The following is a 26,056-nucleotide window of genomic DNA, read 5'->3' as shown; positions in this document are numbered from 1 at the left end:
AATCAATGAGCAGAATAAACAAAGCTAAGTCTTGCAGTAAGAAGAGGTATTAATGGGTAAGTTAGATTTTAAAGGCCTAAATGAGTATGCGTTGAGTAATATTGATAGCGTATTACATCATTACTTGCCTAACGGAAAGCATGAGGGCCATGAGTACAAGCCATTAAACCCAAGAAGAGCAGACAATAAATCTGGTTCATTCAGTATTAATACCAATACAGGTGTTTGGGCTGACTTTGCAGATAGTGAAGCGAAAGGACAAGACGTTATATCTTTGGTGGCTTATGTTACAAACAAGTCCCAAGGCGAAGCATTCAAAGAGCTTAGCGATTTACTCAACTATGGTAATAGAGTCGCAACAAAGACAAATAAAAGCGCCACAAATACCCGTAGGAATAGTGAGGAATGGTTACACGTAACGCCTGTGCCGCCCGAATTTGTTAAACGTTGCTTTAAAAAACACCTAAAGCACGGCTTACCTACTTTTACATGGGAATACAGGGACGCTAACAATCAGCTCATTCTTAAAGTACTGCGCTTTGATAAACAAATAGACGGCAAAAGAGAAAAAGTATTTGCTCCGTTAGCCCTATATAGAAACCGTGATACTGGTGAAATCAAGTGGCGATGGTCTATGCCAAAAATAAACCGTCCATTGTACGGCTTACACGAACTAGCCAAGCGCCTCAAATCCACAGTAGTGCTTACAGAGGGGGAGAAGGCCGCAGACGCGGCAAAAGCATTGTTCCCTAGCTGTGTTTGTATGACGTGGCCTAATGGCTCTAAGTCTATCAGTAAGGCCGATTTCACACCGTTGGCTAGGCGCAATGTAATCATATGGCCAGATAATGATAATGCCGGTATTAAGTGCGCCAAAGAGCTTAAGAACTTACTCACTTCACTAGATGCAGCAAGCATTCGAATTATTGATTTAGACAGCTTAGCTAAAACCCCTCTTTCTGAAAGCGAAGGTGGCCCCTTATTTGGTGAAGGTTGCACGTGGCCCGATAAAGCGGATGCCGCAGACGCTATTGAGGTAGGCTGGGGCGCTACACACTTAGAAGCGTTAAAGAAAAGTGGTGAACTATTCATAAAAGAGGCGGTTACACACGCCCCTAGCGATATTAAGCCTAACGTGCCTCAAGGCTTTAAATTAACCGATAACGGTGTAGAAGCGTTTTACAAGTCTGATGACAAAGGCAATGAGATATACAAGCGAATATGTGCCCCTTTAGAACTGTTAGCCTTAACCCGTGATGCTGGTGGCTCTGGTCAAGATTGGGGTGTACTTGTGCGCTTTAAAGACTATGACGGCCAAGAGAAGCGCTTAAATATTCCTAAGCGCCTGTTTGCTACTGACGGTGGTTCAGACATTAGAAAACAATTGCTTTCAGAGGGGCTTCATATAGAGCCACGCTCGCAAGAGAAAGGAAAACTCATTGATTACCTTAACTGCCCTGACATAACCAATAGAGTAGGTTTAGTTAAAAAGTTAGGTTGGCATAAAAACGCTTTCATTTTGCCCGACCAAACAATAGGCGAAACAGAGTCACCGCTTCTCTACGACAATGAAAACGCCCGTGATTGTAAATTAAAGGCCGCTGGCGCTATATCAGATTGGCAACGTGAAATAGCGTCATATTGCGAAGGAAACCCCTTGCTTACTCTTGCTGTATCTTTGGCCTTTGCTGGCCCCCTAGTTAGCTTGATGGGGCTTTCTGAGAATGTTGGTTTTCACTTCTACGGTGACAGTTCGTTAGGTAAGTCCACGTTAATGAATGTTGCTTGTTCTGTGTATGGTAAGCCTAGCGAATTTAAAGGCTCATGGCGTACCACTGATAACGCTTTGGAAGATACCGCAGCTTTACATTCAGACATGCTATTGGCGCTCGATGAGCTGAACGAAGCTAACCCCCTTACTATTGAGGGGATCATATACATGGTTGGTAACGGTAAAGGAAAGAACCGCTCTGGCCCTGACTATGCTAAGAAAAAAACACAGCGTTGGAACCTAGCGTTCTTGTCAAACGGTGAAAAGACTATTGATGACTACTTAGGCAGCATTGGCAAAGCTGTTAATGGTGGTGTTCACATGCGTTTTCTTTCTTTGCCAGCTTCTCAGCACGAAGATGAAGCACTTAAAAAGCGTAATGGCATATACACCAATACACATAACTTTATTAACGGTGCTGCATTGTCTGACCACTTAAACAAGGCGTGTGAAAAGTACCACGGTGAACCGTTCTTAGAGTTTATCAAGCAATTAACCAGTACCGACTTAGGCGAACTAAATAAAGTACATCATGCAGAGATTGCAACATACAGAGAACGTGTGCTTGGTAATGATGCAGGTGGACAAGCGGTAAGGGCCTTTCAAAAATTTGCGTTGGTGGGCTTAGCTGGTGAGCTTGCTTCAACTTTTGGCATTACTGGATGGAGCGAGGGCCATTCTATTCAATCGGCTATATCGTTGTTTAAAATGTGGGTAGATATTCGCGGTGGTACTGGGAACGTGGAAGAAATACAGCTTCTTAATCACCTGGCGAAGCAAATAAAGCTTTATGGTGAAAAGCACTTTAAACGGTGGGATAGAAGAGGGGCAAAAGACCCTATGGTCATTGATGAGCACGTACCATCTAAATTAGAAATGTGGGGCTATAGAGAGCAAATTACTATTAGGCACCCTGACAAAGACGCCACTACAGACCATATGTATTACGTCTATAAAGATATTTTTATGGATGTCATGTGTAAAGGGTTTGATGGTAAGAGGGCCGCTCGACTGCTTAGAGACCTAGGCGTTTCTATGCTTAGACCGTCAGAGTTAGAACGTAAGAAGCTAAACACCTCTGAAGCTCTACCTAATGCTGGTGGTAAGTCTCAACAGGTGATTAAGTTCAAGGCATCTTCACTCTTTGAAGCTGTAGATAGAATGGCTTTAAGCGATAGTGAACAAGACGAAGCTGAACATGCTAAGTCAGCCTGATTATGTGTATATATCAATGGATGATGCTTAATATACTAAGCCTGTTTAGATATACAGGTTTAGTATTGTTACATGCAATTAACTACCTAAGTGCATTGCTCCAACTGCTCATTTCTTTCTCTGTAAGCACCTATAACACACCATCTATCTTATTAAATTTGCACTATGCAGTACCTATTTGCACTTTGTTTATAGCCGTTTGCAGTAGTGCAAATTCTAAATATGTACTTATAAACATAGGGTTACAACTCCCGTTTGCACTATTTGCACTTTTTGCACTCTATTTTCTAGGTCAGGGGTTCGTCCCTTCTACCCTGCGCAACGGGGCATAACGCGCTTTCAGTTGTAAAGACTTCTAAACAGACTTCACACAAGTGAAGTGCAATGGTGTAAACCCACCACCATAACCTTTGCCAACAAACTCACTTCACAATGCTATTTGCCTATGCTTTTTCACGGGTCCTTTTGGAAAGGGGGGGGTGTACGGCACACGGAACCGCGTATCTTTAACAGCTATAGAAAATTTCAAAGGGGGGTTATATTTTAATTGAGATAACTTCATTAAAATCATTGGTTTAAATGATATGTAAATTCATACTTAGTTCGATTTATATGCTTTGGCTCAATTTAATGGTGGGCACATTGCACCGTTAAATTGAATGTTTGCACTAAGGTATTGTATACCAGACCTAATTTATAAATATTACTCAAAGGGTAACTGAGTTTTACCTCGTTATGGTTGTCCATACCCAATACAACAACACCAAAATATAGTGTGTCGAATCGGGCTTCTCTTCGCGTGAAAGCAAAAAGTTAAGGGGCACGGGGTTAGATAGGCATATTTCTACTGCAAAAAGTGCAAAAAGTGCAAAAAGTGCAAATGATAGAAATAACTGTATATTTATCAGTTGAATATTGTGTTTGCACTTTTGATTAACGTTTAAAGTAAAGTGCAAATTTAGAAACGATAGTGCAAATTTTTAAGGGCCGAAATATGCTTTTGATAAAAGGTGTAAAGATATGACTGAGTGGGGCTACGGGTTAGTAGTATTGGTGCATGGGCTCATTGCAGCGTATTTATTAACTTATATCAAAAAAAAGGCTAGTGACCTGGCTACAAAGGAAAACCTAGAGGACTTAAAATTACAGCTGCATGAGACAACTACTGTGGTGAAAAGTACCGAACAGCACATAATGTCTGACGTATGGGTAGCGCAGAAAAGGTGGGAAATTAAGAAAGAGTTTTACTCTAATGCACTAGCCAATTTCGAAATAATACTTGATGCGCTCAAAGTCGTCGAGAACAGTCTAAAGCCCAGTGAAAATGACAGGCCGCAACCATCAAAAACATTGGTTAGTGAAAAAGAAAAGATGATTAAGTCTGCCAATTCAATGCTTGAAAATGAAGTGAAAACTATCGGTACTCTGTTTCTTGATAAGGAAGTGCTAAGCGCAATAGACAGGTACCTTAAAGCGGAGGAAAGGAGACAGGCTAAAATTGATTTAGAGCTTCTTGATCCCGACTGCACAGACCCAAGTGTGGGTGAAGAATACCATAGCTGGTCCTCCTATATATGCCACCAGCTTGCTGAGTGCATAGAAGCTCATAGGCTGCTAGTGGAATACGCCAGAGAAGATCTACAAGTGATGTGGCAAAGTGATAACAGGCATTCGAAAAATTACGACAAATAGGAAGCAAATTAATGGAAAAAATACGGGTTACCACGTTTAAAGGTTCCACTGAATCATTTTGCGAAGTATTAGACGAAGCGCAGCTCAAACATAGCAAAGTATTTCATCTATCTGAAAGCGTAATGGCTTCCGGATTAACCATAGAGATTATATTGCACGGCGGCTTTGGGGCACTGGCTGTGGCTTGTTTGGCGTGGGTTCGTTATAAGAAAAATAGGCGTATTAATATCAGAACCAAAGAAGGTACCAGTGTTTGGTTAGAAGGTTATTCAGCAGAGGACGCTACAAAAATCTTGGCGCGAGCTGAAAGTATCGCTGTTATAGAAACGGAGCCGAGTGAAAGCTCGAAAGAAAGAGCTACAAAATAATACCGTTTCGCTATATAAAGTTAATTTTTTATAACCACCAGCGATACCTTAATTATGTAAGGCAAAGCAAGTTAATTGGTGCTACATTTGGTGCTATAAATGATGAGGGTTATATAAAATAGATAGTTAAATCAATTTGTTAGGTTTGTTTTTTAACTTCGGCCCCGGCACCATTTCATAGTTTTTAATAGTTTCTTGGCTCTACCCCATAAACGGGGGATCAGCATTCACCTTACACGATTGATAACACCATCCCATCCGCAATGGGGGCTCTACCCCATAAACGGGGGATCAGCATTCACCTTACACGATTGATAACACCATCCCATCCGGTAACCGGCATAGCACAATGGGTCATCACTCTTATTCGATAATTTTCAAAGTTTCTAAAACCATACGCTCTTCTCGATATCATTTCCATTTTGTTGTGGAAGCCTTCAGTGATCCCGTTGTTTCGTGTAAAGCGCCACATGGCGATGATAGGTTGCAACCACGAAGTTAAGGTTTTGGCCAGTGCACGAAGTGGACTGTGATGTAACTGTTCAAGCAAGTCTAAGAACCTCGGTAATGTCTTCTCCATTCGTTTTTCATTCATAGTCTTTAACAGCATATACCTGATGAGCTTCTGTTTGACCTCATACAGTGTTTTTAACACTGGATAGTCAACTAAGTAGCGTTGTAGGTTGCTGTTATTCTCTTCGCTTAAATGCCATTGATGTCGTCGCATCAAACTAAGTAAACCCCGATTCTTACGTCCTTCAGGATGGTGTTGCTGCCACGCTTTTAAGAAATGATGGTTTATCAAGCGCACTACATGAAAACGGTCAGCGACTATCGTAGCATTAGGGAAATAGCGTTTGGCAATACCACGATAGGTTTCCGATAAGTCCATCGCGATGAGCTTAACGTTCTCTTTATTGGGAAGGTGGCGCAAGTACGAGCGTAAACTTAATTCAGAACGTCCCAGTTTTACATCAAACACACTACGATGTCGTAAATCTACAAACGTCGTCGCATAACCCTTCTTACGGGTAAAAAAGTGTTCATCTATCCCCAACATCTCTGGGCAGGGTCGACTGATAATCTCTTTATATTTTTGGCTGATGTGTGATTGGTACCAACGCTCTACCGTAGTGGGACTAATGCGATGTGTGCGAGAGATACCACGTTGCGTAACACCACCGTGATGCGCCTCAAAGACTTCTAAGCGAAAGCACTCCGATGCCCGGTAGCGTGGCCGGATCCCAACAAAAGGGTGCCTGAAATAACGACCACAGCATCGACAATGATATTTAGGCACCTTTAAATGTAGCGTTAGCACCTGATTACCTTGGCGCGTGTGCTTCACAGTGCGCTTATGTGTGGCTTTTATGCGTAAATGTCGACTCTCACAATGCTTGCATAGCGGCTTTTTAGTGGGCTTTGCCCACACTTCAATAAAATCATGTCGATGAACACGTTCTATTTCTAACTCACTTATGCCTAAAATAGTACCTGCGTGGGACATCTGTACTCTCCATTAAATGATTCTTCGCAAAATCAGTTTAATGAATGCGGATGTCCCCCGTTAATGATGAAGAGCCAAAATTGATAAGATAATAGCGCTCTTTTATCACAAATTACTATGGTAAAATCCCTAAAAATTTTTGCCAAAGACGCACTATCTTGAATTCTGTTATGTCACTTCGTTTAGACGAGTTATCTCGTGCTGAACGTCCATTCTACGCACGTGGGAGTAAAGTAGTTCGCTGCGACGCGTGTTTGCTTCCAACGCAAAACTGTATTTGTGAATTTAAGCCTGAAGCTGGCACAGATGTGGCGGTTTTGTTTTTAATGTACAAAGGCGAATACTATAAACCTACCAATACGGGTCGTTTGATAGCGGATGTGGTTAAAGACAACCACGCGTTTTTATGGAAACGAACTGAACCTGATGAAGCGTTACTCAAACTGCTAAGCGACGACAAATACTTTCCCATTGTGGTATTTCCACACGAATATGCTGCAGCTGAACGCTGTATTGACGCTCCACCATTGAATACAGGGAAAACGTTACTATTTATTTTCTTGGATGGAACCTGGCGTGAAGCAAAGAAGATGTTTGTAAAAAGCCCATACTTACATAATTTTCCTGTATTGGGCGTTAGCATGGAAGTGGCTTCAGACTATTTGCTTAGAGAGTCTACCCATGATTTCCAACATTGCACGGCAGAGGTAGGTATTAGCGTTTTAGCACTTGCTGAACAAAAGCAAGGGGCTCAAACGCTAGCGCATTATTTTAGTGTGTTCAGGCGGGAATACTTAAAAGGTAAGCCCCATTTACAGCATAAACTCGCGTTTGCAGAGTCGCAGGTTAAAGACAACATCTAAAAAGTGTCACTTTTATTTGCGAAAGTATTGTTTTACATCCACTATTTTATATTAAAGAAAAACGGAGAAAGCGAATGGCATCAGTTACTTTTCAAGGCAACACAGTTACAACTAAGGGGCAGTTACCAGAAGTAGGTACAGCTGCGCCAGACTTTACTCTAGTAAAGGCAGATTTGGGCGAAGTAACGCTGTCAGAACTTGCAGGGAAAAACGTAGTTTTGAATATCTTCCCTTCAATCGACACAGGCACTTGCGCGATGTCAGTGCGTAAATTTAACGAAGAAGCTGCAAAATTAGATAATACAACCGTTATCTGTGTGTCAGCAGACCTGCCGTTTGCTGCGGGCCGTTTCTGTGGCGCAGAAGGCATCGAAAACGTTCTTACAGGCTCTACCTTCCGCTCAACCTTTGGCGATGATTACGGTGTAACATTCGAATCAGCACCGTTAACAGATTTACTGTCGCGCTCGGTTGTCGTTATCGATAGTGAAGGTAAAGTGGTTTATACAGAGCAAGTAGCAGAAACTACTGAAGAACCAAATTACGAGTCTGCTATTGCTGCATTAAGCTAAGAAGGTCGCTTAGTCGTAAACAAAAACTAAATGTTTAATGTGAATCAACACATACCGTCTAGTTTTTAACTCGGTATCACAGGGCGCCCACTTATATGGGCGCTTTCCAGGAGGATGTAATGGCAACAGTATTGCTATCAATAGGCGAGCTAGCCAATGCAATGCAACAAAAGCCAGTTACGCTTGTAAGAGCGTTGATGGATGATCCCGTTTCAAAAACACCAGATACACGAACGGCAATGGTATTGCCTGCGTCAGTGGATTTTGATCTCGATAGCGAAGGAAGCGATCACACTACAGGTTTACCACACAGTATGCCATCAGCTGAAGACCTTGCTATTTATCTTGGTAATCAGGGCATAACAGCGAATACGCCCATAGCGGTATACGATACCCGAGGTATTTATTCTGCGCCTAGAGTGTGGTGGATGCTTAAAGCACTTGGGCATAAAGATGTATATATATTAAATGGTGGCCAACCTGCATGGGAGGGGGCTGGGCTTCCCGTTTCAGAACAACAGCAGTATGGGAAACTTACCTACCAAGCAACACCTCGACCTGGGTGGTTTGCAAACTCTAGCGCAGTGCTTCAAGCTATAAACACCGAAGCGCAATTGCTTGATGCGAGAAGTGCCCCGCGCTTTAAAGGTGAAATTTCGGAGCCTCGAGAGGGAGTGCGCTCAGGACACATGCCAGGCGCGTTCAATGTTCCTTTCGATACATTAGTAAAAGACGGCCATTTCTTACCTGTAGATGAACTTAATGCTGTTTTTGCACAAGCAAAAGTCGATTTACGTAAACCTATTATATGCACGTGTGGTTCAGGCGTTACCGCTTGTATCATTGGTGTTGCAGCTCTTATGTGCGGCGCTACGCAAGTTTCGGTATATGATGGTTCGTGGTCTGAATGGGGCGCTAAGACTCAGTACCCTGTAGTTAAAGGCGTGTAAAAGCATAGAAGCCGTGAAGTGCTGAAATCATTTATGTGCGATGTATGCCTAAGCACGATATTATCGCGAATTACAAAATAAACTGAATCACTCGCTTTATTGGAACAGAGTAAAAATAACCTGATGTCAGCTAATCAATCCTTACCCAATATTGTTATTCTCACCGGTGCGGGCATCTCCGCTGAATCTGGGTTAAAAACGTTTCGCGATAATGACGGCCTTTGGGAAAATCACAGCGTTGAAGAAGTCGCTACACCCGAAGCGTTCGAACAAAACCCCAGCTTGGTTTATCGCTTCTATAACGCGCGGCGAGCACAGCTTCAACAAGATGATGTTTTGCCCAACGCAGCACACATGGCGCTTGCTAAACTCGAGAAAGCCTTCGGTCATAAGCTAACGTTGGTGACGCAAAATGTAGATGACTTACATGAGCGTGGGGGAAGTGAGTCGGTTTATCATATGCATGGTAAACTACTGTCGGCCCGCTGTGCTATTAGCCAGCAATCTTTTGATTGGTGTGAAAGCTTTGATCACACCACTAAGTGCCCCTGCTGTAACAGAGTCACCCTGCGACCGGATATCGTATGGTTTGGCGAAATGCCTATGTATATGGAAGAAATATACGATGCGCTCTCACAGGCCGATGTATTTATAGCTATTGGTACATCGGGTAATGTGTATCCCGCTGCTGGCTTTGTTCAGATTGCTAAAGAAAATGGGGCACACACAATAGAAGCGAATTTAGAACCAGGTGTATCCAATGCCTTGTTTGACGAATCACTCACCGGTCCTGCCTCGCGTATAGTTCCGCAATGGGTTGATGAAATAATTTCAAAATATGCGCTGTAGGAGGCGCAAAACATGCAGTATATGAACGAATTTCTTACCATTGCACTGGTACATCTTGTGGCTGTTGCTAGCCCGGGACCTGACTTTGCGGTGGTTGTTCGAAACAGCGTTGCCTATGGTAGACGTATAGCCATGTACACTAGTGTCGGTATTGGACTAGCAATCTTATTGCATGTTGCTTATTCGCTAGTAGGGCTAAGCGTGGTAATTGCTACTACGCCTTGGCTTTTTACCACTTTTAGCTACGCTGCTGCTGCTTATTTACTTTATCTTGCTTTCGGAGCGCTTAGAAGCGGCCCCGTAAAGCAGAAGCAGGATATAGATGCAGAAAAGAAGACATCACAAATCTCGGCGAAACGTGCCGTTTGGATGGGTTTTCTGACAAACGGACTTAATCCTAAAGCGACGTTGTTTTTCCTTTCACTTTTTACTGCCATCATCAGTATTGATACGCCATTTAGCGTAAAGCTTGGTTACGGTATCTACTTAGCATTTGCCACGGGGTTATGGTTTTGTTTTCTTTCCTTCCTTTTAAGTACCAGTAAAGTCGCCGAACTTATTGGCAAAAAAGGCTATTGGTTGGATAGGGCTATGGGCGTGCTTTTAGTCGGGTTAGCAGCTAAGTTGGTGTTGGGTTAACTTTTGTTTATTACACAAGCAGGCATTTATTTTTGTGAATTGGTATAATCGCGCCGATTTTTCTAAAAATATAAGAGAGTTGTGTGAAAGACGTAAACCCAGACCGCCTGAACAATACGTTGTCTAAACAGTATCAATTCGATACTAAAGGTCTTTTGCGCCGCGCTGCCGGTTTAACAAAAGCTAATTTTTCATCATTGTTTCAAGGTAGCCTTGTTTTATTCTTGACCTTTGTGATGCTTGGGGTAATTGCCCAACAGTACATTACCATCAATGACGACGGTAGCTATGTATTCGAGCACCAGTCTATTATCCAGATTGTGGCAATCTGCATTGTGGCGCCGTTACTTACGGGCTTATACATGATGGGCGTTTTTATAGCGCGAGGCGTAAAAACATCGGTTTTTACGGTATTTCAGTTTTTCCCCCTTATATTTCTGGTTGCGTTAACCCAGTTAGTTAGCAGTATTCTTGTGCAGTTAGGCATGATGTTGGTTATCTTACCAGGCGTGTATTTTTATCTAGCGTCGTCTTTTTCTCTTATGTTAGTGGCCGACAGAAAACTAACCCCAATAAGCGCAATTATTCTTTCATGCAGAGTATTCAACGCGTACTGGGCTCAAATTGCCAGTATCTTCGGTGTGCTCTTCTTACTGTTTGTTTCGGTACCACTGACGTTCGGGGTTTCCCTTATTTGGGTGTTACCTTTTTATTTTAGTATGATGGGATTGCTCTATCAGGAACTGATTGGCGAGCAAGGAGTGAGCACGGAAGCATCTGTAAATGATGTGAATGAGTCGAGCTTCGATGCATAAACGAGAAACCTTTAAAATTGTCCTTATAACGCTAGGCGTTTTGGCGGTCATTGTCATTAACGCCATTATTTTTACTAAGGACGAGCCAGATATTTTAGACATACCGCAAACGGTAGAAGCGAAAAAACCGGTGCCTGACTTCTCAGTTTATAGTGACGTAAAAGAAAAAAAAGAGGCTTTTTTTAATTATCTACGGCCCGAGGTAGAGAAGCAAAATGCCTACTTACTTACCTTAAGACATTATGTACAAACCTTGTATAGGAAGGCGTTAGTCAACGAATCGCTTTCAGAAGATGACATGGCTAGGCTTGAATGGCTTGAAGAAGAGTATCGGGTAAAGTCTACACAGCCCTTAAAAACCAAACTATTGGCCTTACTGCAGAAAATTGATGTTTTACCTGAAGAGCTGGTACTTGTTCAGGCTGCGAATGAATCTGCATGGGGAACAAGCCGGTTTGCAAGAAAGGGCTACAACTTTTTCGGTTTGTGGTGTTTTTCAAAAGGGTGCGGTTTCGTCCCAAATCGCCGAAATGCCGGCGCCTCACACGAAGTGGCTAAGTTTGATAGCCTGTCTCGCGCTACGTACACCTATATGCGTAACCTCAACAGACACGATGCCTATGCTGATTTACGAGAGATACGCAGCCGACTGAGAGCTAATCAATTACCCATTACTGGTGTTGCATTGGCTGAAGGGCTAATGAATTATTCCGAGCGAGGAGCCGCTTATGTTGAAGAGCTTCAAACAATGATCCTATTTAACGAGGAGTTTTTATCCGAATGATACGCGCTGCATTATTTCTTGCTTCATCTCTGTTTGTCGGTTTTGCTAGTACATCCGTAACGGCTGAAACGATAGATGTAGAGTACAGCCGTTTCTACAGCCATGTTAAAAAGCTAGATAACGAAGATACCCAAGCGCTTCAGTTTGCGTTTGGTTTTGTCCGAGTAGGTGAAGGGCGTTTATGCGAGGTTAACGGTGCATCTATCGTTACCGATAAAAAAACAATGCCATTAGAAGTTACAGATGAAGGACGTTTTACCGTACCCACTGAAAAAGCACTGAAATTGGCTAATGCACTGGTACGTATTGATTTAAACGAACGTGCGAACGTTTGTGATATGTCGGTGCAGCTTGAAACCAAGCCAGAATACCTTAAACAGTATTACAAAAAAGAAGAACTCAGTTTCTTGTATGAACAGTATGAAGCCTTTTTCAATGAAATGGGGAGCTTTTTGTCTTTTATGATGCCGTCGGTGAAGGGCTTAATGATTCAGTTCGAAGATAAAAATTTAGATTTCGTCACGCCGCAGGGTGTACAAATTAACAATGGTGTTTTGCATTTAGAGCAAGAGTGGATAAATGAGGCGAAAGGCTTAACGCTGCCTCAAGCGCCGCTGCGTGTAACAGCTATGGCGTCTAGTTAATCTACCTTTTGGACAATTAGGTATCAGGTTAGCAACTGATACCTAATTTGCTCAGCAACCCGCGCGATGGTTTCTTCGCCCTTTGCGCACAGTTCTTCCGCCCTATGAAACTCCATAATACCCACATCAGTAAGCTGAGGTTCGATAAGTATATCTGGCGGATCGCCGGCTAAACGTGAACGGGTAACGCGGGCTTGAAGTATCTCAAGTGAGCTACTCATTACGCTCATAATTCCTGGTGGGTTTCGCTTATTCACCTTTGCAGGAACTTCGGTAAATTCTTCTTCGACTTTTTCAATAACATCGGTCGCGATACTTTCTTCAGTCTTCACATCATCAGAAGCATTAACCTGAAGCTGCTCTTCATTTTCCTCTGATGCTTTGTCATCTTTACTGTCTGGCGAAAACCATTGACGCAATACGTTTTGGCTTTTAGTAAAAAAGTCTTCGGTTTTACGTTGGTTTTCTTCGTGATCTTGCCTTAACTTTTCTAATCGAAGCGGGCGAAAATCGGCGTTAAGATTAACTGCAATTACAAAGTCTGCGCCTAACTGTCGACACAGGTTAACCGGTACAGGGTTAACAACTGCGCCATCTACTAACCAGCGATCACCATGTGCCACGGGCGTAAAAAGTGCCGGAATAGCGCAAGATGCTTGAATGGTGTCGCCAATAGGACCTGAATTAAATACCACTTCACGTCCTGTATATAGGTCAGTCGCCACTGTTGCAAAGGGCTTAAGCATTTCTTCATACGAGGAAACACAAAACTCGCTAGCAAGCTTGTCAAAAACTTTTTGTCCGCTAGCAATGCCGCCTCGCCTGAGCCCTACACCCATAAGCGCGAGCACCTGCCAGTCGCTAAGCGAACAGGCCCATTCTTTTAAACCTTCTAACTTGCCACTTGCGTAGGCAGCGCCAACATAAGCACCGATCGAGCAACCAGCTACAACGTCAATTTTAACGCCAAGCTTTTCCAACGCTTCAATTATACCAATGTGAGTCCAGCCCCTTGCGGCACCGGCACCTAACGCAAGTCCAATTTTCATTTACTTTGGTTCCATAATATTTACTACCTCGATAGCGTTATCTTCATCGTTAAGATCTGCACTATTTTCTGTAGTAAAAGAAGGTTCATCAAATCCGATATCACCATCTGCAACGGGGCCGTCTTGGGTGGCAATAGACTTAAAGTCATAAAGGTTACTGTCTACAAGGTGTGAAGGGGCCACGTTTTGAAGCGCGCGGAACATTGATTCAATACGACCTGGGAAACGGCGGTTCCAGTCTTGAAGCATTGCTTTGATATTCTGACGCTGTAGATTTTCCTGTGAACCACAAAGGTTACACGGAATTATTGGGAACTCAGCGGCTTGTGAATATTTCAAAATGTCCTTTTCGCTACAGTAAGCTAGTGGACGAATAACAATATGTTCGCCGTTATCACTAACCAGTTTTGGTGGCATAGATTTTAGCTTACCACCATGAAACATATTTAAGAAGAAAGTTTCTAGCATGTCGTCACGATGGTGACCTAATGCAATTTTAGTCGCGCCTAACTCTTTCGCTGTACGGTACAAAATACCACGACGCAAACGAGAACAAAGCGAACAGGTCGTTTTCCCTTCAGGAATTTTGTCTTTAACAATAGAGTAGGTGTCTTCTTCTACAATCTTGTAGTCAACGCCAATGCTGTCTAAGTACTCGGGTAAGATATGTTCGGGAAAACCAGGTTGCTTTTGGTCAAGATTTACCGCAATAATATCAAAATGAATAGGCGCAATCTTCCTTAAAAACAATAGAATATCAAGCATGGTATAGCTGTCTTTACCGCCAGATAAACACACCATGACCTTGTCGTTGTTTTCAATCATACCGAAATCGCCAATGGCCTTACCCACGTTGCGACGAAGTCGTTTTTGAAGTTTGTTGAAGTTGTACTTTTGCTTACTTTGCGCGGCGTTTAACGTCGGCGCGTCAGCACTGCTTGTGCCTAAACTCATAATTAACTAGCTTGGTTTGTGATAAAGGCGCCATTATACATTAAAGCGCCTTTTCGAGACTATGGCTGTGTGGTTAAATTTATCCAGAAACGTTAAGTACTGATTAAAGCGTATGTGGCTAAGCCCCAGATTTTAACCGCTAAATGCGCAGTTTTTTATGAAAAACGCCCATCGCCGACTCGCCATTTATCGCCACCAAGTGTCTTGATATGCAAGCGCAATTAAGTCGTTAACTACACGGTTATCGGTGATTCAAATCCATCAGGCTTAATTGCTAATACGTCACAATTCAGTTCATCGATAACGTGTTCGGCAGTATTGCCAATAAGCGCTGCTGAAATACCCACCCGTCCCACTGTGCCTATTACAACTAACTCTGCATCGAGTGTTTTTGCTACTTGTGGGATAACTTTTTCAGGTAAGCCTTCTTTCACCACACATTTATTATCTGGTATACCGTATTTGAGTGCGTGACTACGCATTTCCTTCATATGATGGTTTTTTACCGCATCGTGATACGTGTCTGGGTCAAACTCCGGCACTTCGATGGCAATGTTGAGTGGTGTTGAAGGGTAGCTGTTGACTAAATTAACGTTACCTTTCAGCAAAGACGCATAGTCATTCGCGATTAATGTAAGCTTGTCGTTTAGTGCAGCGTGTTCATCATCTTCGCTCCCTACGTTCACTGCAGCAATGATTTCACCGCCTTCTGGCCAATCATGTTCTTTCACGAGTAGAACAGGGCGAGGGCATTTGCGCATTAAGTGCCAGTCCGTAGGTGTAAAGATCACTGAGGCAAGGTCGTCATGTTTTTTAGTAGCTTTTACTACTAAGTCGATTTGGTTATTAAGGGCGTAATAAATAATCGACTCATAAGCACGGTTGTTCCACTCAACCACAATATCGGTCTCTGAAAAGCCTTGTTCTTTTAGCTGGGCAGATAGCCATTTGGCGTGTTCTTTTGTAACGGCATCGCGCATTGATTCACGTTCGTCGGGGCTAAGCATGGTTGTCATATCGTAAGACAAATCATATACCACCATCATAGCGGTAACCGTGGCGCCGGTTTTTGATGCAAGTTCATAGGCACGGCTTAGGGCAGGCTGGTTGTCGCGTTCCGCGTCCACCACGGCAAGAATTCGTTTACACTCAATCATAACGTCTCCTCAACTACAAAGCTTTGTATGGCTGTCGACATCGATATTTTTTCAAAACAGTTTATAAAAACCATTTACATTAACTATAAACGACATTTAAAAAAACGTGAGTTGTTTTGGATCAAGGCGTAAATAATTCGTTGATAAACAAAAAAGGCTACACTGAATTTTACGGGAGCTTTCATGCTCAATGGATGGATATTGTGTAACTCACTAAGGGAATACAGTGAAATTTTAAAGATTAAAACTAAAAAGCGCGCATGTAGCGCGCTTAAGATAAAAGAAGAATAAATTAACCGTTACAAACTACGCTAGGGCCATTTAACGCCTCTAGCTTGGTATTTAACCGGTCAAAATCCAAAATAGAGATCAATTTACCGTCTACCTTGATAATGTTTTCCTTCTGAAAACGACTTAATAGACGGCTAATGGTTTCTATCGTTAAGCCTAAATAGTTGCCGATTTCGTTTCGGGTCATAGTTAGGTGAAACTCTCTGTGCGAAAAGCCACGCTCTTCAAAACGCTGGGAAAGGTGTGATATAAAATACAGCAAACGCTCTTCAGCAGTACGCTTGTTTAAAAGCATGATCATGTCGTGATCTTGTTTTATCTCAGCGCTCATAAAGCTCATGATCTGATGGCGTAGTTTGGGAAATTGAACCGACATTTCATCAAGTGTGTCATAAGGCAGTTCACACACCATGGCGGTTTCTAGCGCAGAAGTGTAACTTTGATGCTTACTTTCACGCAGGGCATCAAAACCAATAATATCACCCGGGAAGTGGAAGCCGGTGATTTGCTCTTCACCTTCTTGATTAGTTACAAATGATTTAAAAGAACCTGTTCTTACCGCAAAAAGGGAACGAAATTTATCGCCAGTTTGAATGAGCGTATCGCCTTTATGAAGCGGCTTTTTGCGCTCGATTATATCGTCAAGAGATTCAATTTCTGTTTTGTTTAGTGCAACGGGTAAACACAGGTGACTAAAGCTACAGTTTTGACAGTGAATAGAAAATTGGCTTCCTTTGCTCATAATGCTTGCTCTTATAAAGACCCCACGACAATAATACACCTATTTTTAAACGATTGCGCCATGAATAAGATAGGCTGCATATATGGCCATTATTACTGCGATGAGTTGTCTAACGTGACTGTTTTGAAAACTACTAACAATATACTGACTGCCTGCACTTGCTGCGAGTAGCGTTGGCAAAGTACCTAAACCGAAGAAAAACATCACGGCGGCGCCTTGTACTGCATTGCCCGCAGCCAAAGACCAAGTAAGTGTTGAATACACTAATCCACAAGGTAACCAGCCCCAGATAAACCCATAAGGGATAGCGCTAAAAGGGGTTTTGAACGGTAAAAAACGCTTAGATAATGGCTGCAGTTTAGAAAACAATCCTTTTCCAGCGTTTTCCAATACCGTTAAACCCGTCCACCATTTACCTAAATAACAGGCTAGCAACAACAGCATAAGGCCGCTAAGCAAAGATAGGGCATAGTTGGCAAGGGGCACGTAGTCGGCGGCTATTTTTCCAAGCGCCCCAGTTAGCGCGCCAGCGATGGTGTAGCTTGCTATACGTCCTATATTGTAGGCTAGGGTATAGGGTAATGCTGAAGCACCTTTTGGTGACACCATTCTTAGCGCTGCCACTATACCCCCGCACATGCCCACGCAGTGAACACCGCCAGCTAAGCCGATAAGAAAGGCTGAGAAATAATTAATCCCCTCCATGCGACTCTTGGCTTTTATCTACTTTACTATCCTGAAATTGCTTGCGTTGCTCAGCGAGCTTTTTTTCCTCAGGCGGAAGGTCATCATCAAACAAAATACTGTAACCCTGACGGTCTAAATCTTCAAACTGATTGGTTTTAACCGCCCAGAAGAATATCACAATTGCCACAGCTACTATGATGATCGCGATTGGTATTAAAACGTAAATTATGCTCATACTATTTGCCCAGAAGTCGCGTAGAGTTTGTCACTACTATGATACTGCTTAATGACATTCCAACAACCGCCATCCACGGTGAAAGCAGGCCTGTTACGGCGAAGGGTAAGATCAGCACATTGTAACCTAACGACCAACCAATATTTTGTCTTATTTTTTGTTTCACTTGGTGCGAGGTTTTAATTAACTCCGGCACAGAAAGTAGCTGGTCGCCTAGCAATATCACGTCGGCAGCAGTCTTCGCAACATCTGTCGCATTACCTACTGCTATCGCTACATCGGCACTAGCAAGCACTGGCGCGTCATTAATACCATCGCCCATCATCATTACCTTGGAGCCCGATTGCTGCATAGCTTGAACCGTTTCGTATTTCTGTTCTGGGGTAAGGCCCCCTTTAGCGGTGGAAATTGGTAAAGGTTTCGTTAGGGAGTCGACGTTTTGCTGTGTATCGCCGCTTAATACAGCTAGGGTATGACTTTTTGCCAATATATCGAGGGTTTCTTGGGTATCGTCACGCAGTGAGTCACGAACTTCAAAAGCCGCCATAATACGGCCTTTGACGGTAAGAAACACATTAGCCGAGGGGTAACCCTCGATAAATGATTGCTGTGATTCGTGAACACTGAATGCTGCTGAGCCCATGCAAAATAGTGTGTCATTAATTTCACCGCTAATTCCACCACCTGGCGTGACTGTAAAATTGGACACTTTGTGTATGGTGTTGCCGTTTGACGTTTTATCACCGCTAACGGCCTTATTATCGCTAAAGGCTTTATCCCCGCTAAAGGCTTTAGCAATAGGGTGCTCAGAGCGAGATTCAAGTGCGCGTGCAATGGAAAACGCGCTGTCGCTGTCTACGCCGTCAGCATACCAGGCGTTTGATATAGTGAACTTACCTTGTGTAAGCGTACCGGTTTTGTCGAGCGCGATAGTGTCAATGCCAGTTATTTGCTCAAGAGCATCGGCTCGCTTTAGCAAAATGCCTTGTCTGTTTAATTTCGCCATAGCGCAAGTGAGCGCTGATGGTGTGGCTAACCCTAAGGCGCAAGGGCAGGTTGCTACTAGCACCGAAATGGTGATCCAAAATGCATCAACACTGCCGTTATAGGCCCAAAAGGTGTAGGTTAACGCTGAAATCAGCAGTACCGCAGTCACAAAATATCGAGAAAAATTATCGGCTATTTGCGCGGCCTTGGGTTTGCTGGCCATCGCACTTGCTTGAAGCCTCACAATTTGATTTACCAGCGCATTTTTAAGTGTTTGCGTAACAGTAATGGTAAGGCTGCCGTCCTGACATACGGTACCACCATATACAACGCTGTTGTTTGTCTTGCGCACAGGGTTAAATTCACCCGTTAGCATAGACTCATCAACCGCAGCGTTACCTTCTGTTACCAGCCCATCAATGGGAATTGTCTCACCGGGCTTAACTAGCACTACATCGTTCACTTTTAGTTGCTTTGCTAAGCATTCAGTAACGCTGCCATCTGGCATTAATTTAGTCGCTGACACAGGAACATACTGCATCATATTGGCAGAAATCTGCGCCGCTCTGTGTCGACTGCGATGTTCTAAGAATCGGCTAAGCAACAGCAGAAAAATGAACATACAAATGGATTCGAAATACACTTCGCCTTGTTCTAGCATGGTAGAGCGAATACCGGCAATATAGGTACCAAATATGGCAAGCGTAACAGGTACATCCATATTAACTGTTCGTGCGCTTAGCGCTTTAGCTGCACCGACATAGAAGGTGCTACCAGAATACAGTACAACCGGGGTGGTGAGTGTAAGGGCAACCCAGTAAAAATACTGTCGTGTTTCTAATTCGATGGCGCCAAACCAATCAAAATACAGCCCCGTCATTAGCATCATCACCTGCATGGTCATGATACCTGCTAGCCCTAACTTCTTAAGAAAGGTCTTTTGTTCGCGTTTATAGCTGGCTTCGTGCTCATCAGGGTGAAATGGAGAGCCAATATAGCCGATACGTTTCAGCGTAGAGAGAATTTGGCTAAGCTTAATTTGAAACGGTGACCAAGTAACTAAAGCCCGACGCTCTTGAACATTTACAGCTACTTGCTTAATGCCTTCAACTTTCGATAATTGCTTTTCAATAAGCCAGCCACAGGCAGCACATGTAATACCCTCAAGTGTCAGCTGAATTTGCTTATCTTGCCCTTCTTCAAACACAAACTCTTCCTGAAGGGAAGGGTCGTCATAGACTTTGAGTTTATCTAGTGTTTCTAAAATACCGTCATCAGATTTTTGTGCAGGTTCGGTCCTAAACTGGTAATAGTCTTCTAAACCATTGTTAACAATAGCTTCAGCTACCGCTAAACAACCTGGGCAGCACATATCCCGATGTTGCCCCAATATGACAGTAGTGAATTTCCCATCGTCTGCGGCTGCTACAGGCAGCCCACAATGGTAACAATCGTGCTTTGTCATTATGGATTGAACTTCATTATACCAGTATGGGGTAGATAGACCGTGTTTTGAATTTTCCAGCTATCATCAATAGGTGTGAGCGATATGCGCCATTTACCGTCTAGGTTTTCTTCAATAAAACCGCGATAAATACCGTTAGCGTCGCGACTTAGTAAAACGCTGACATCACGCTCTTCAAGCGTGACGTGATAAAAGCTTAGCTTAACCGCATTACCTTCTTGAGGAATGCCTGAATGGAACTGCAGCGCGATGCTACCGTCTTCGATGGTTAAATCGGTAGTAATATTTAAACGGCGGGCGATTGCCTCTTTGTCCAAGCGTGCATTAATTGCTTTACCTTCTTTGTAGTAATCGTCTACAACAAGGCTATCTTCAGTAGAAATAGCAAGGTTTAACAACACGCCGCCCATGATCAGGGTAATGATAGGTACGGCAATTAAAAACCAGGGCCAGAATTCTTTATACCAGGGTCTATTCATTTAATTATTTACTCGTCTTTACTTCACTAGCAAGGTCGCTAACAACATATCTATTATTACTAGTGGACAGCCGTATTCGAACTGCATAATAACGATAAATATGGTGTTGGTAATTCTCACCTACAGCGCACTAAATTTGTACGTAATGGCACTGTCTATATGGCTGTATATTCTCATAAAAAAAGCCCCGTAGTAACGAGGCTTTTTAAGATATTTAATGATTTAAATCATTAATCATTTGAAAGGCTGTAAACATACGCTGCAACAACGTGAATTTTGTCATCACCCAAGGTTTTCTTGAATGAAGGCATTACACCGTTACGACCGTAAGTAAGCGTTTCTGTTACCGCTCTGTGGCTGCCGCCGTATAGCCAGATATTGTCAGTAAGGTTTGGTGCACCAAGTGCTTGATTACCTTTACCGTCCATACCGTGACAAGCCGCACACGCTGCGAAACGTGCTTTACCTGCTTCTGCAAGCTGTGGGTCCACATCGCGACCGCTTAAACTAAGTACGTAGTTAACCACTTCTTCGATACCGTCTTCACCCATAGCATCTAGCCATGCTGGCATAGCTGCTTTACGACCAAGCGTAAGAGTTTCTACGATTTTCGCACCTGAACCACCGTACAACCAGTCGTTGTCTGTTAGGTTAGGGAAGCCGCCATTTTGACCACGTGCATCAGAACCGTGACACTGAGAGCAATTTTGTAGGAACAAACGCTGACCTACTTTGTTTGCTTCTGGGTCTTTAGCCAGTTCTTCAACAGGAACTTGTGCATACGCTTCAAAGATCGGGTCGAACTTTTCAGCTGCAAAGTCTAGTTCACGGTCATATTCTACCAGGTAGCCTTGCTCTTTAGCGTCAATACGCGCTTGAGCTGACTCTTCTAGCGATTGAATATTTTGGTTAGAGCTCTTCCAACCTAAAATACCTTCATACGCACCTAGGCCAGGATAAAGCGCTAGGTATAAAAAGCCCCAAACGATGGTCATGTAGAACATAATTGTCCACCAGCGAGGAAGTTGATTGTTCAACTCCTCAATACCATCAAATTCGTGGCCCATTGACTCACCTTCAGCTACGCCAGTCTTGTTAGACAGGCACCAGCGAAGAAGGAAGTAGCAACCAATGATCAACCCTAGGGTTATCACTGAAATCCAAATTGTCCAAAACATACTCATGAGTTCGAGACTCCTGCTAATCTTCTTTTGATTTTTCTTTTTCTTCGTCTGCAAACACTAGGTTCGCAGCTTCATCGAATTTTTTCTTGTTGCGGCTGCTAAACGCCCACCATACAACACCGATGAAGCTTACAAAGACGATGACAGTAAAAATGCTGCCTACAATTCCCTGGTCCATATTATTTCAAATGTGTGCCAAGAGATTGTAGATAAGCAATAAGGGCTTGCATTTCCGTTTTACCCTGTACTGCCGCTTTCGCACCCGCAATATCTTCGTCGGTATACGGAACGCCAAATCCACGGAATACTTCCATTTTTTCAGCTGTTAACTCGCCATTAAGCGTGTTTTCCGCAAGCCAAGGGAAACCTGGCATGTTCGACTCTGGTACCACGTTGCGAGGATTAAGCAGGTGAACTCGGTGCCATTCGTCGCTGTAACGACCACCAACACGTGCTAGGTCAGGACCAGTACGCTTAGAACCCCATAGGAAAGGGTGCTCCCATACTGATTCGCCAGCAACGCTGTAGTGACCATAACGCTCTGTTTCAGCGCGGAATGGACGGATCATCTGGCTGTGACAACCTACACAACCTTCACGGATGTAGATATCACGGCCTTCAAGCTCAAGCGCGGTATATGGACGTAAGCCTGTTACCGGTTCCATGGTTTGCTGTTGAAACATCAACGGCGTAATTTGAACCATGGCACCGAAACTGATAGCGATAAGGATTAATACCGTTAACAGACCGACGTTCTTTTCAATTAACTCATGTGCGTTTTTCATTATTCGTCTCCTTTACTACGCCGGCTGAGTCGCTGGGTCTGCAGCGATACTGCCTTTAGGTGCACGAACGGTTTTCCATGTGTTGTATGCCATAACAAGCATACCCGCTACCACGAAACAACCACCAATGAAACGAACCACATAGAAAGGTTTAGACGCTTCCAATGACTCAACAAAGCTGTAGGTCAAAGTACCGTCAGCGTTTACTGCGCGCCACATTAGACCTTGTAGTACACCAGACATCCACATTGCTACGATGTATAAAACAACACCGATAGTTGCGAACCAGAAGTGCACATTAACAAGCTTGGTGCTGTACATTGCACGCTGACCGAATAGCACAGGAATTAAGTGGTAAATTGAACCAATTGAAACCATTGCAACCCAACCTAGTGCACCAGAGTGTACGTGACCAATTGTCCAGTCAGTGTAGTGTGATAGTGCGTTAACGGTCTTAATTGCCATCATTGGGCCTTCGAAGGTAGACATACCGTAGAAAGACAACGAAACAATAAGGAAACGCAATACTGGGTCGGTGCGAAGTTTATGCCACGCGCCAGATAGCGTCATAATACCGTTAATCATACCACCCCAAGATGGAACGAATAGGATAATAGACATCACCATACCTAGTGACTGAGTCCAGTCTGGTAGGGCAGTGTAGTGAAGGTGGTGAGGACCAGCCCAGATATACAGAGAGATCAGTGCCCAGAAGTGAACAATTGAAAGTCTGTATGAATAAACCGGGCGACCAGCTTGCTTAGGTACGAAGTAGTACATCATACCAAGGAAGCCCGCAGTTAGGAAAAAGCCTACCGCGTTATGGCCGTACCACCACTGCATCATAGCGTCTACTGCGCCTGCATACAGTGAATACGATTTAGTGAAAGATACCGGAATAGCCATGCTGTTACCAATATGAAGAATTGCAACAGTTAACATGAACGCGCCTAAGAACCAGTTTGCAACATAGATGTGCGAAACTTTACGGATTACTAGGGTTCCGAAGAAGTTGATGATATAAGCGACCCAAACCAGTGCCAAAAGGATATCAATTGGCCATTCTAGTTCAGCGTATTCTTTCGAGCTAGTTAAACCCATAGGCAGGGTGATAACTGCTAAAACGATTACGGCTTGCCAACCCCAAAAGGTAAATGCGGCAAGTTTGTCACTGAACAGTCTTACCTGGCAGGTACGCTGAACGATGTAGTACGACGTTGCAAATAGCGCACAGCCGCCGAAGGCAAAAATAACGGCATTAGTGTGCAACGGACGCAAACGTGAGAATGTTAGCCATGGTGTGTCAAAGTTAAGCATAGGTGCAAATAATTGCGCGGCAATGAATACCCCTAGGCCCATACCAATGATACCCCAGACTATGGTCATGATGGTAAATTGCCTAACTACTTTATAATTGTAGTCAGGTTGTGCTTGGCTTATTTCACTCATTTTAATGAATCTTCCACTTCAAATGAACTATGGTCTCCAACTGCCGGAATAGTACGGTCGAGACGTGTATCAGCTAAGGAATAACGCTTCACACCGAGCTCGGAAAGAGTAATAATTATTGTCTCCAAGCCAGTTGGTACGCGGATGATAAGGTTTTTAATTACAAAAAGATACCATAAACTACGTAAGCTTGATCTCCATCAATGAAGAAATACACAAAATTTAAGAAATGCTAAATAACGATAACAATAAACGATCAAAAATTTTACATTCGCAGCTGCCGCTAGTGGCTATTATTATCGTAGCTGTGTGTGTATACCTTGCACATAAATTCCAGTCATCGGCATTAAAAGACACGAGCGTCGTTAATGGAATAGGAAATAGCTGCAACTTTGTCAATGAAACTTGCGAATTCTTAATTGATGAAAAGCTTGCGATAGCATCCTTTTCAACCATGCCAGAACCCGAAGAATCAGTAACAGTTAAACTTATAATTCCCGAAGGGAAGAATATTGAAAGCGCGTGGATTGAAGGCGTAAATATGTATATGGGCAAAATTCCAGTGCTGTTAGATAGTGACGGTAAAGGAAAGTGGTCTGGCTGGTTTATGTTGGGTAGCTGTAGTGAACCCGTGATGAAATGGCAGTTGCGACTGAATGTAGAAGGTATGGACAGTCCCAGCTATCTGTATTTTGTCACCCAACAGTAATTAAAAAATTGTCATTTATATAAACTGAAAGTCCGCAACCAAAGCTGTGAAGCTAATAGCGTGTTATTAGACTAATATAAAAAAGGCCGCCTAATTCGAAGATTAGGCGGCCTATTTATTAAATGTCAACTGATCGCCGAAGCGTTAGGCATATACCTTACATTTGCGACTGCAAATAGTTTTGAAGCCCTAGACGCTTGATAAGACCCAGCTGCTGTTCTAGCCAGTGTGCATGGTCCATCTCTGTATCGTCTAATAAAACAATAAGCATGTCCCGGGTAACATAGTCTTTCTCAGTTTCGCAAAGTGCGATGACTTCACGCAGCTTTGCGTCAACTTCATATTCTACACGCAAATCGCTCTCAAGCATTTCAGGTACGTCTTTACCTACTTTAAAGCCTGTACGCTTTGTCATATCAGGCGTGCCTTCTAAAAACAGCATGCGTTCAATTAGCTTAGTGGCGTGACCGCGTTCATCGTCAAATTCATGATCAATGCGTTCATAAAGTTTATTCAAACCCCAATCTAGGTACATCTGAGAGTGAATGAAATACTGATCCATGGCGGCTAGCTCGTAAGAGAGTAGTTCATTTAAGCCATTGATAATTGCCTGGTTACCTTTCATTAGTCATCTCCCATTACTTGCGCTTGTAGGTAATTTTCAATACCCATTGCATCAATTTGGTATTCTTGCGTTTCAATCCAGTCCAGGTGCTCTTCTTCGTATTCAAGAAGGTCTTCAAGAAGATCACGAGAAACGTAATCTTGTTTCTCTTCGCACAACGCGATGGCTTCGCGAAGTAGTGGAAGCTGCTCTTTTTGAAAACGCGCATCACATGACAGCATTTCAACGGTATCTTCACCGATATATAGCTTGCCTAATGCTTGGAGGTTAGGAAGGCCTTCAAGAAATAAAATGCGCTCGATGAGATCGTCCGCTTGTTTCATGTCTTTGATAGACTTCTTATAATTCTTTTCGTTAAGTTCAGAAAAACCCCAGTTTTTGAACATACGAGCGTGCAGAAAGTATTGATTTATCGAAGTAAGTTCACTTGTCAGTACTTCGTTCAATTTCGCAACAACTTGTTTATCACCTTGCATTGTGTAAACCCTATTAACGTATTTGCGTGAAGTTTAGTCTAGATGAGTGAGGTTGTCAAAAAAGTCTTTTTAAAACAGTTGCTTACAAACGATAACGTTTCTCAATTCATCCA

General features: G+C 43.1%; 27 protein-coding genes. 12 read left to right on the top strand and 15 right to left on the bottom strand.

Features of this window, described 5'->3' with window-relative positions:
- Nucleotides 1-52: 52 nt before the first annotated feature.
- The 3 genes from PCAR9_RS10290 (at nt 53) to PCAR9_RS10280 (ending at nt 5,046) form a co-directional block, all read left to right on the top strand.
- A complete protein-coding gene (locus PCAR9_RS10290) occupies nt 53-2,986 on the top strand; it encodes a DUF927 domain-containing protein (protein WP_179983516.1) in 2,934 nt (977 codons plus the stop codon).
- Between the two features lie 1,020 nt (nt 2,987-4,006).
- Nucleotides 4,007-4,678, top strand: coding sequence for a hypothetical protein (locus PCAR9_RS10285; protein ID WP_075177965.1), 672 nt, complete (start codon nt 4,007-4,009; stop codon nt 4,676-4,678).
- A gap of 11 nt (nt 4,679-4,689) precedes the next feature.
- On the top strand, nt 4,690-5,046 hold the full coding sequence (locus PCAR9_RS10280) for a hypothetical protein (protein ID WP_075177964.1): 357 nt from the start codon (nt 4,690-4,692) through the stop codon (nt 5,044-5,046).
- A gap of 298 nt (nt 5,047-5,344) precedes the next feature.
- Here PCAR9_RS10280 and PCAR9_RS10275 read toward each other — a convergent pair whose 3' ends face one another.
- Nucleotides 5,345-6,553 (bottom strand): ISL3 family transposase, encoded by a 1,209-nt coding sequence (locus PCAR9_RS10275; protein WP_179982516.1) that lies wholly within the window; start codon nt 6,551-6,553, stop codon nt 5,345-5,347.
- A 170-nt stretch (nt 6,554-6,723) separates the two neighbouring features.
- Between PCAR9_RS10275 and PCAR9_RS10270 the strand changes: the two genes are divergently transcribed.
- From PCAR9_RS10270 to PCAR9_RS10235, 8 genes are all read left to right on the top strand, one after another.
- Complete coding sequence (locus PCAR9_RS10270; protein WP_179983515.1) at nt 6,724-7,416, top strand: tRNA-uridine aminocarboxypropyltransferase; 693 nt, start codon at nt 6,724-6,726, stop codon at nt 7,414-7,416.
- 74 nt (nt 7,417-7,490) lie between these two features.
- A complete protein-coding gene (tpx, locus tag PCAR9_RS10265; RefSeq protein ID WP_179983514.1) occupies nt 7,491-7,988 on the top strand; it encodes a thiol peroxidase in 498 nt (165 codons plus the stop codon).
- A 119-nt stretch (nt 7,989-8,107) separates the two neighbouring features.
- Entirely contained in the window at nt 8,108-8,938 is an 831-nt protein-coding gene (locus PCAR9_RS10260) for a sulfurtransferase (protein WP_179983513.1), read from the top strand.
- Between the two features lie 123 nt (nt 8,939-9,061).
- Nucleotides 9,062-9,787, top strand: coding sequence for a Sir2 family NAD+-dependent deacetylase (gene cobB / locus PCAR9_RS10255; protein ID WP_179983512.1), 726 nt, complete (start codon nt 9,062-9,064; stop codon nt 9,785-9,787).
- A gap of 12 nt (nt 9,788-9,799) precedes the next feature.
- Nucleotides 9,800-10,426 carry a LysE family translocator gene (locus tag PCAR9_RS10250; RefSeq protein WP_179983511.1) on the top strand — a complete coding sequence of 209 codons (627 nt, stop codon included), beginning with the start codon at nt 9,800-9,802 and terminating at the stop codon, nt 10,424-10,426.
- A gap of 83 nt (nt 10,427-10,509) precedes the next feature.
- Nucleotides 10,510-11,241 (top strand): YciC family protein, encoded by a 732-nt coding sequence (locus PCAR9_RS10245; protein WP_179983510.1) that lies wholly within the window; start codon nt 10,510-10,512, stop codon nt 11,239-11,241.
- Nucleotides 11,234-12,025, top strand: a complete 792-nt coding sequence (locus PCAR9_RS10240; RefSeq protein ID WP_179983509.1) for a glucosaminidase domain-containing protein — start codon at nt 11,234-11,236, stop codon at nt 12,023-12,025. The genes PCAR9_RS10245 and PCAR9_RS10240 overlap by 8 nt, the downstream gene beginning before the upstream one ends.
- Entirely contained in the window at nt 12,022-12,669 is a 648-nt protein-coding gene (locus PCAR9_RS10235; RefSeq protein WP_179983508.1) for a DUF2987 domain-containing protein, read from the top strand. The genes PCAR9_RS10240 and PCAR9_RS10235 overlap by 4 nt, the downstream gene beginning before the upstream one ends.
- Nucleotides 12,670-12,692: 23 nt before the next feature.
- On the opposite strand, the gene PCAR9_RS10230 is transcribed toward PCAR9_RS10235, so the two are convergent.
- The 12 genes from PCAR9_RS10230 to ccoN all read right to left on the bottom strand — a co-directional run bounded on the left by PCAR9_RS10230 (nt 12,693) and on the right by ccoN (nt 24,133).
- Nucleotides 12,693-13,718, bottom strand: a complete 1,026-nt coding sequence (locus PCAR9_RS10230) for a patatin-like phospholipase family protein (protein ID WP_179983507.1) — start codon at nt 13,716-13,718, stop codon at nt 12,693-12,695.
- Entirely contained in the window at nt 13,719-14,672 is a 954-nt protein-coding gene (ttcA, locus tag PCAR9_RS10225) for a tRNA 2-thiocytidine(32) synthetase TtcA (protein WP_179983506.1), read from the bottom strand.
- A gap of 233 nt (nt 14,673-14,905) precedes the next feature.
- Nucleotides 14,906-15,829: a universal stress protein UspE gene (gene uspE / locus PCAR9_RS10220; RefSeq protein ID WP_179983505.1), complete on the bottom strand. Its 924-nt coding sequence runs from the start codon at nt 15,827-15,829 to the stop codon at nt 14,906-14,908.
- A gap of 292 nt (nt 15,830-16,121) precedes the next feature.
- The gene (fnr, locus tag PCAR9_RS10215) at nt 16,122-16,862 is read right to left on the bottom strand and encodes a fumarate/nitrate reduction transcriptional regulator Fnr (protein WP_179983504.1); all 741 of its coding nucleotides are present in this window, start codon (nt 16,860-16,862) and stop codon (nt 16,122-16,124) included.
- 45 nt (nt 16,863-16,907) lie between these two features.
- Nucleotides 16,908-17,567: a sulfite exporter TauE/SafE family protein gene (locus tag PCAR9_RS10210; protein WP_179983503.1), complete on the bottom strand. Its 660-nt coding sequence runs from the start codon at nt 17,565-17,567 to the stop codon at nt 16,908-16,910.
- A complete protein-coding gene (ccoS, locus tag PCAR9_RS10205; protein WP_179983502.1) occupies nt 17,554-17,784 on the bottom strand; it encodes a cbb3-type cytochrome oxidase assembly protein CcoS in 231 nt (76 codons plus the stop codon). Before ccoS ends, PCAR9_RS10210 begins: the two co-directional genes overlap by 14 nt.
- Nucleotide 17,785: 1 nt before the next feature.
- Complete coding sequence (locus tag PCAR9_RS10200; protein ID WP_179983501.1) at nt 17,786-20,236, bottom strand: heavy metal translocating P-type ATPase; 2,451 nt, start codon at nt 20,234-20,236, stop codon at nt 17,786-17,788.
- The gene (locus PCAR9_RS10195; RefSeq protein WP_179983500.1) at nt 20,236-20,715 is read right to left on the bottom strand and encodes a FixH family protein; all 480 of its coding nucleotides are present in this window, start codon (nt 20,713-20,715) and stop codon (nt 20,236-20,238) included. Before PCAR9_RS10195 ends, PCAR9_RS10200 begins: the two co-directional genes overlap by 1 nt.
- 230 nt (nt 20,716-20,945) lie before the next feature.
- On the bottom strand, nt 20,946-21,899 hold the full coding sequence (ccoP, locus tag PCAR9_RS10190; protein ID WP_014949592.1) for a cytochrome-c oxidase, cbb3-type subunit III: 954 nt from the start codon (nt 21,897-21,899) through the stop codon (nt 20,946-20,948).
- Nucleotides 21,900-21,915: 16 nt separating this feature from the next.
- A complete protein-coding gene (locus PCAR9_RS10185) occupies nt 21,916-22,077 on the bottom strand; it encodes a cbb3-type cytochrome oxidase subunit 3 (RefSeq protein WP_014949591.1) in 162 nt (53 codons plus the stop codon).
- Nucleotide 22,078: 1 nt separating this feature from the next.
- Entirely contained in the window at nt 22,079-22,684 is a 606-nt protein-coding gene (gene ccoO, locus PCAR9_RS10180) for a cytochrome-c oxidase, cbb3-type subunit II (RefSeq protein WP_014949590.1), read from the bottom strand.
- A gap of 15 nt (nt 22,685-22,699) precedes the next feature.
- Complete coding sequence (gene ccoN / locus PCAR9_RS10175) at nt 22,700-24,133, bottom strand: cytochrome-c oxidase, cbb3-type subunit I (protein ID WP_014949589.1); 1,434 nt, start codon at nt 24,131-24,133, stop codon at nt 22,700-22,702.
- A gap of 229 nt (nt 24,134-24,362) precedes the next feature.
- Here ccoN and PCAR9_RS10170 point away from each other — a divergent pair, with 229 nt between their 5' ends.
- The gene (locus PCAR9_RS10170) at nt 24,363-24,842 is read left to right on the top strand and encodes a hypothetical protein (protein WP_179983499.1); all 480 of its coding nucleotides are present in this window, start codon (nt 24,363-24,365) and stop codon (nt 24,840-24,842) included.
- 157 nt (nt 24,843-24,999) lie between these two features.
- On the opposite strand, the gene bfr (PCAR9_RS10165) is transcribed toward PCAR9_RS10170, so the two are convergent.
- Both bfr (PCAR9_RS10165) and bfr (PCAR9_RS10160) read right to left on the bottom strand, forming a co-directional pair.
- Nucleotides 25,000-25,467, bottom strand: a complete 468-nt coding sequence (gene bfr / locus PCAR9_RS10165; RefSeq protein ID WP_014979359.1) for a bacterioferritin — start codon at nt 25,465-25,467, stop codon at nt 25,000-25,002.
- Nucleotides 25,467-25,943 carry a bacterioferritin gene (gene bfr, locus PCAR9_RS10160; RefSeq protein WP_014949586.1) on the bottom strand — a complete coding sequence of 159 codons (477 nt, stop codon included), beginning with the start codon at nt 25,941-25,943 and terminating at the stop codon, nt 25,467-25,469. The genes bfr (PCAR9_RS10165) and bfr (PCAR9_RS10160) overlap by 1 nt, the downstream gene beginning before the upstream one ends.
- Between the last annotated feature and the right edge of the window lie 113 nt (nt 25,944-26,056).

This window comes from Alteromonas macleodii (assembly GCF_903772925.1).
Classification (GTDB): Bacteria; Pseudomonadota; Gammaproteobacteria; order Enterobacterales; family Alteromonadaceae; genus Alteromonas; species Alteromonas macleodii_A.
The sequence above is the reverse complement of the archived record's forward strand: the minus strand, read 5'-3'. Positions and strand labels throughout refer to the sequence as shown.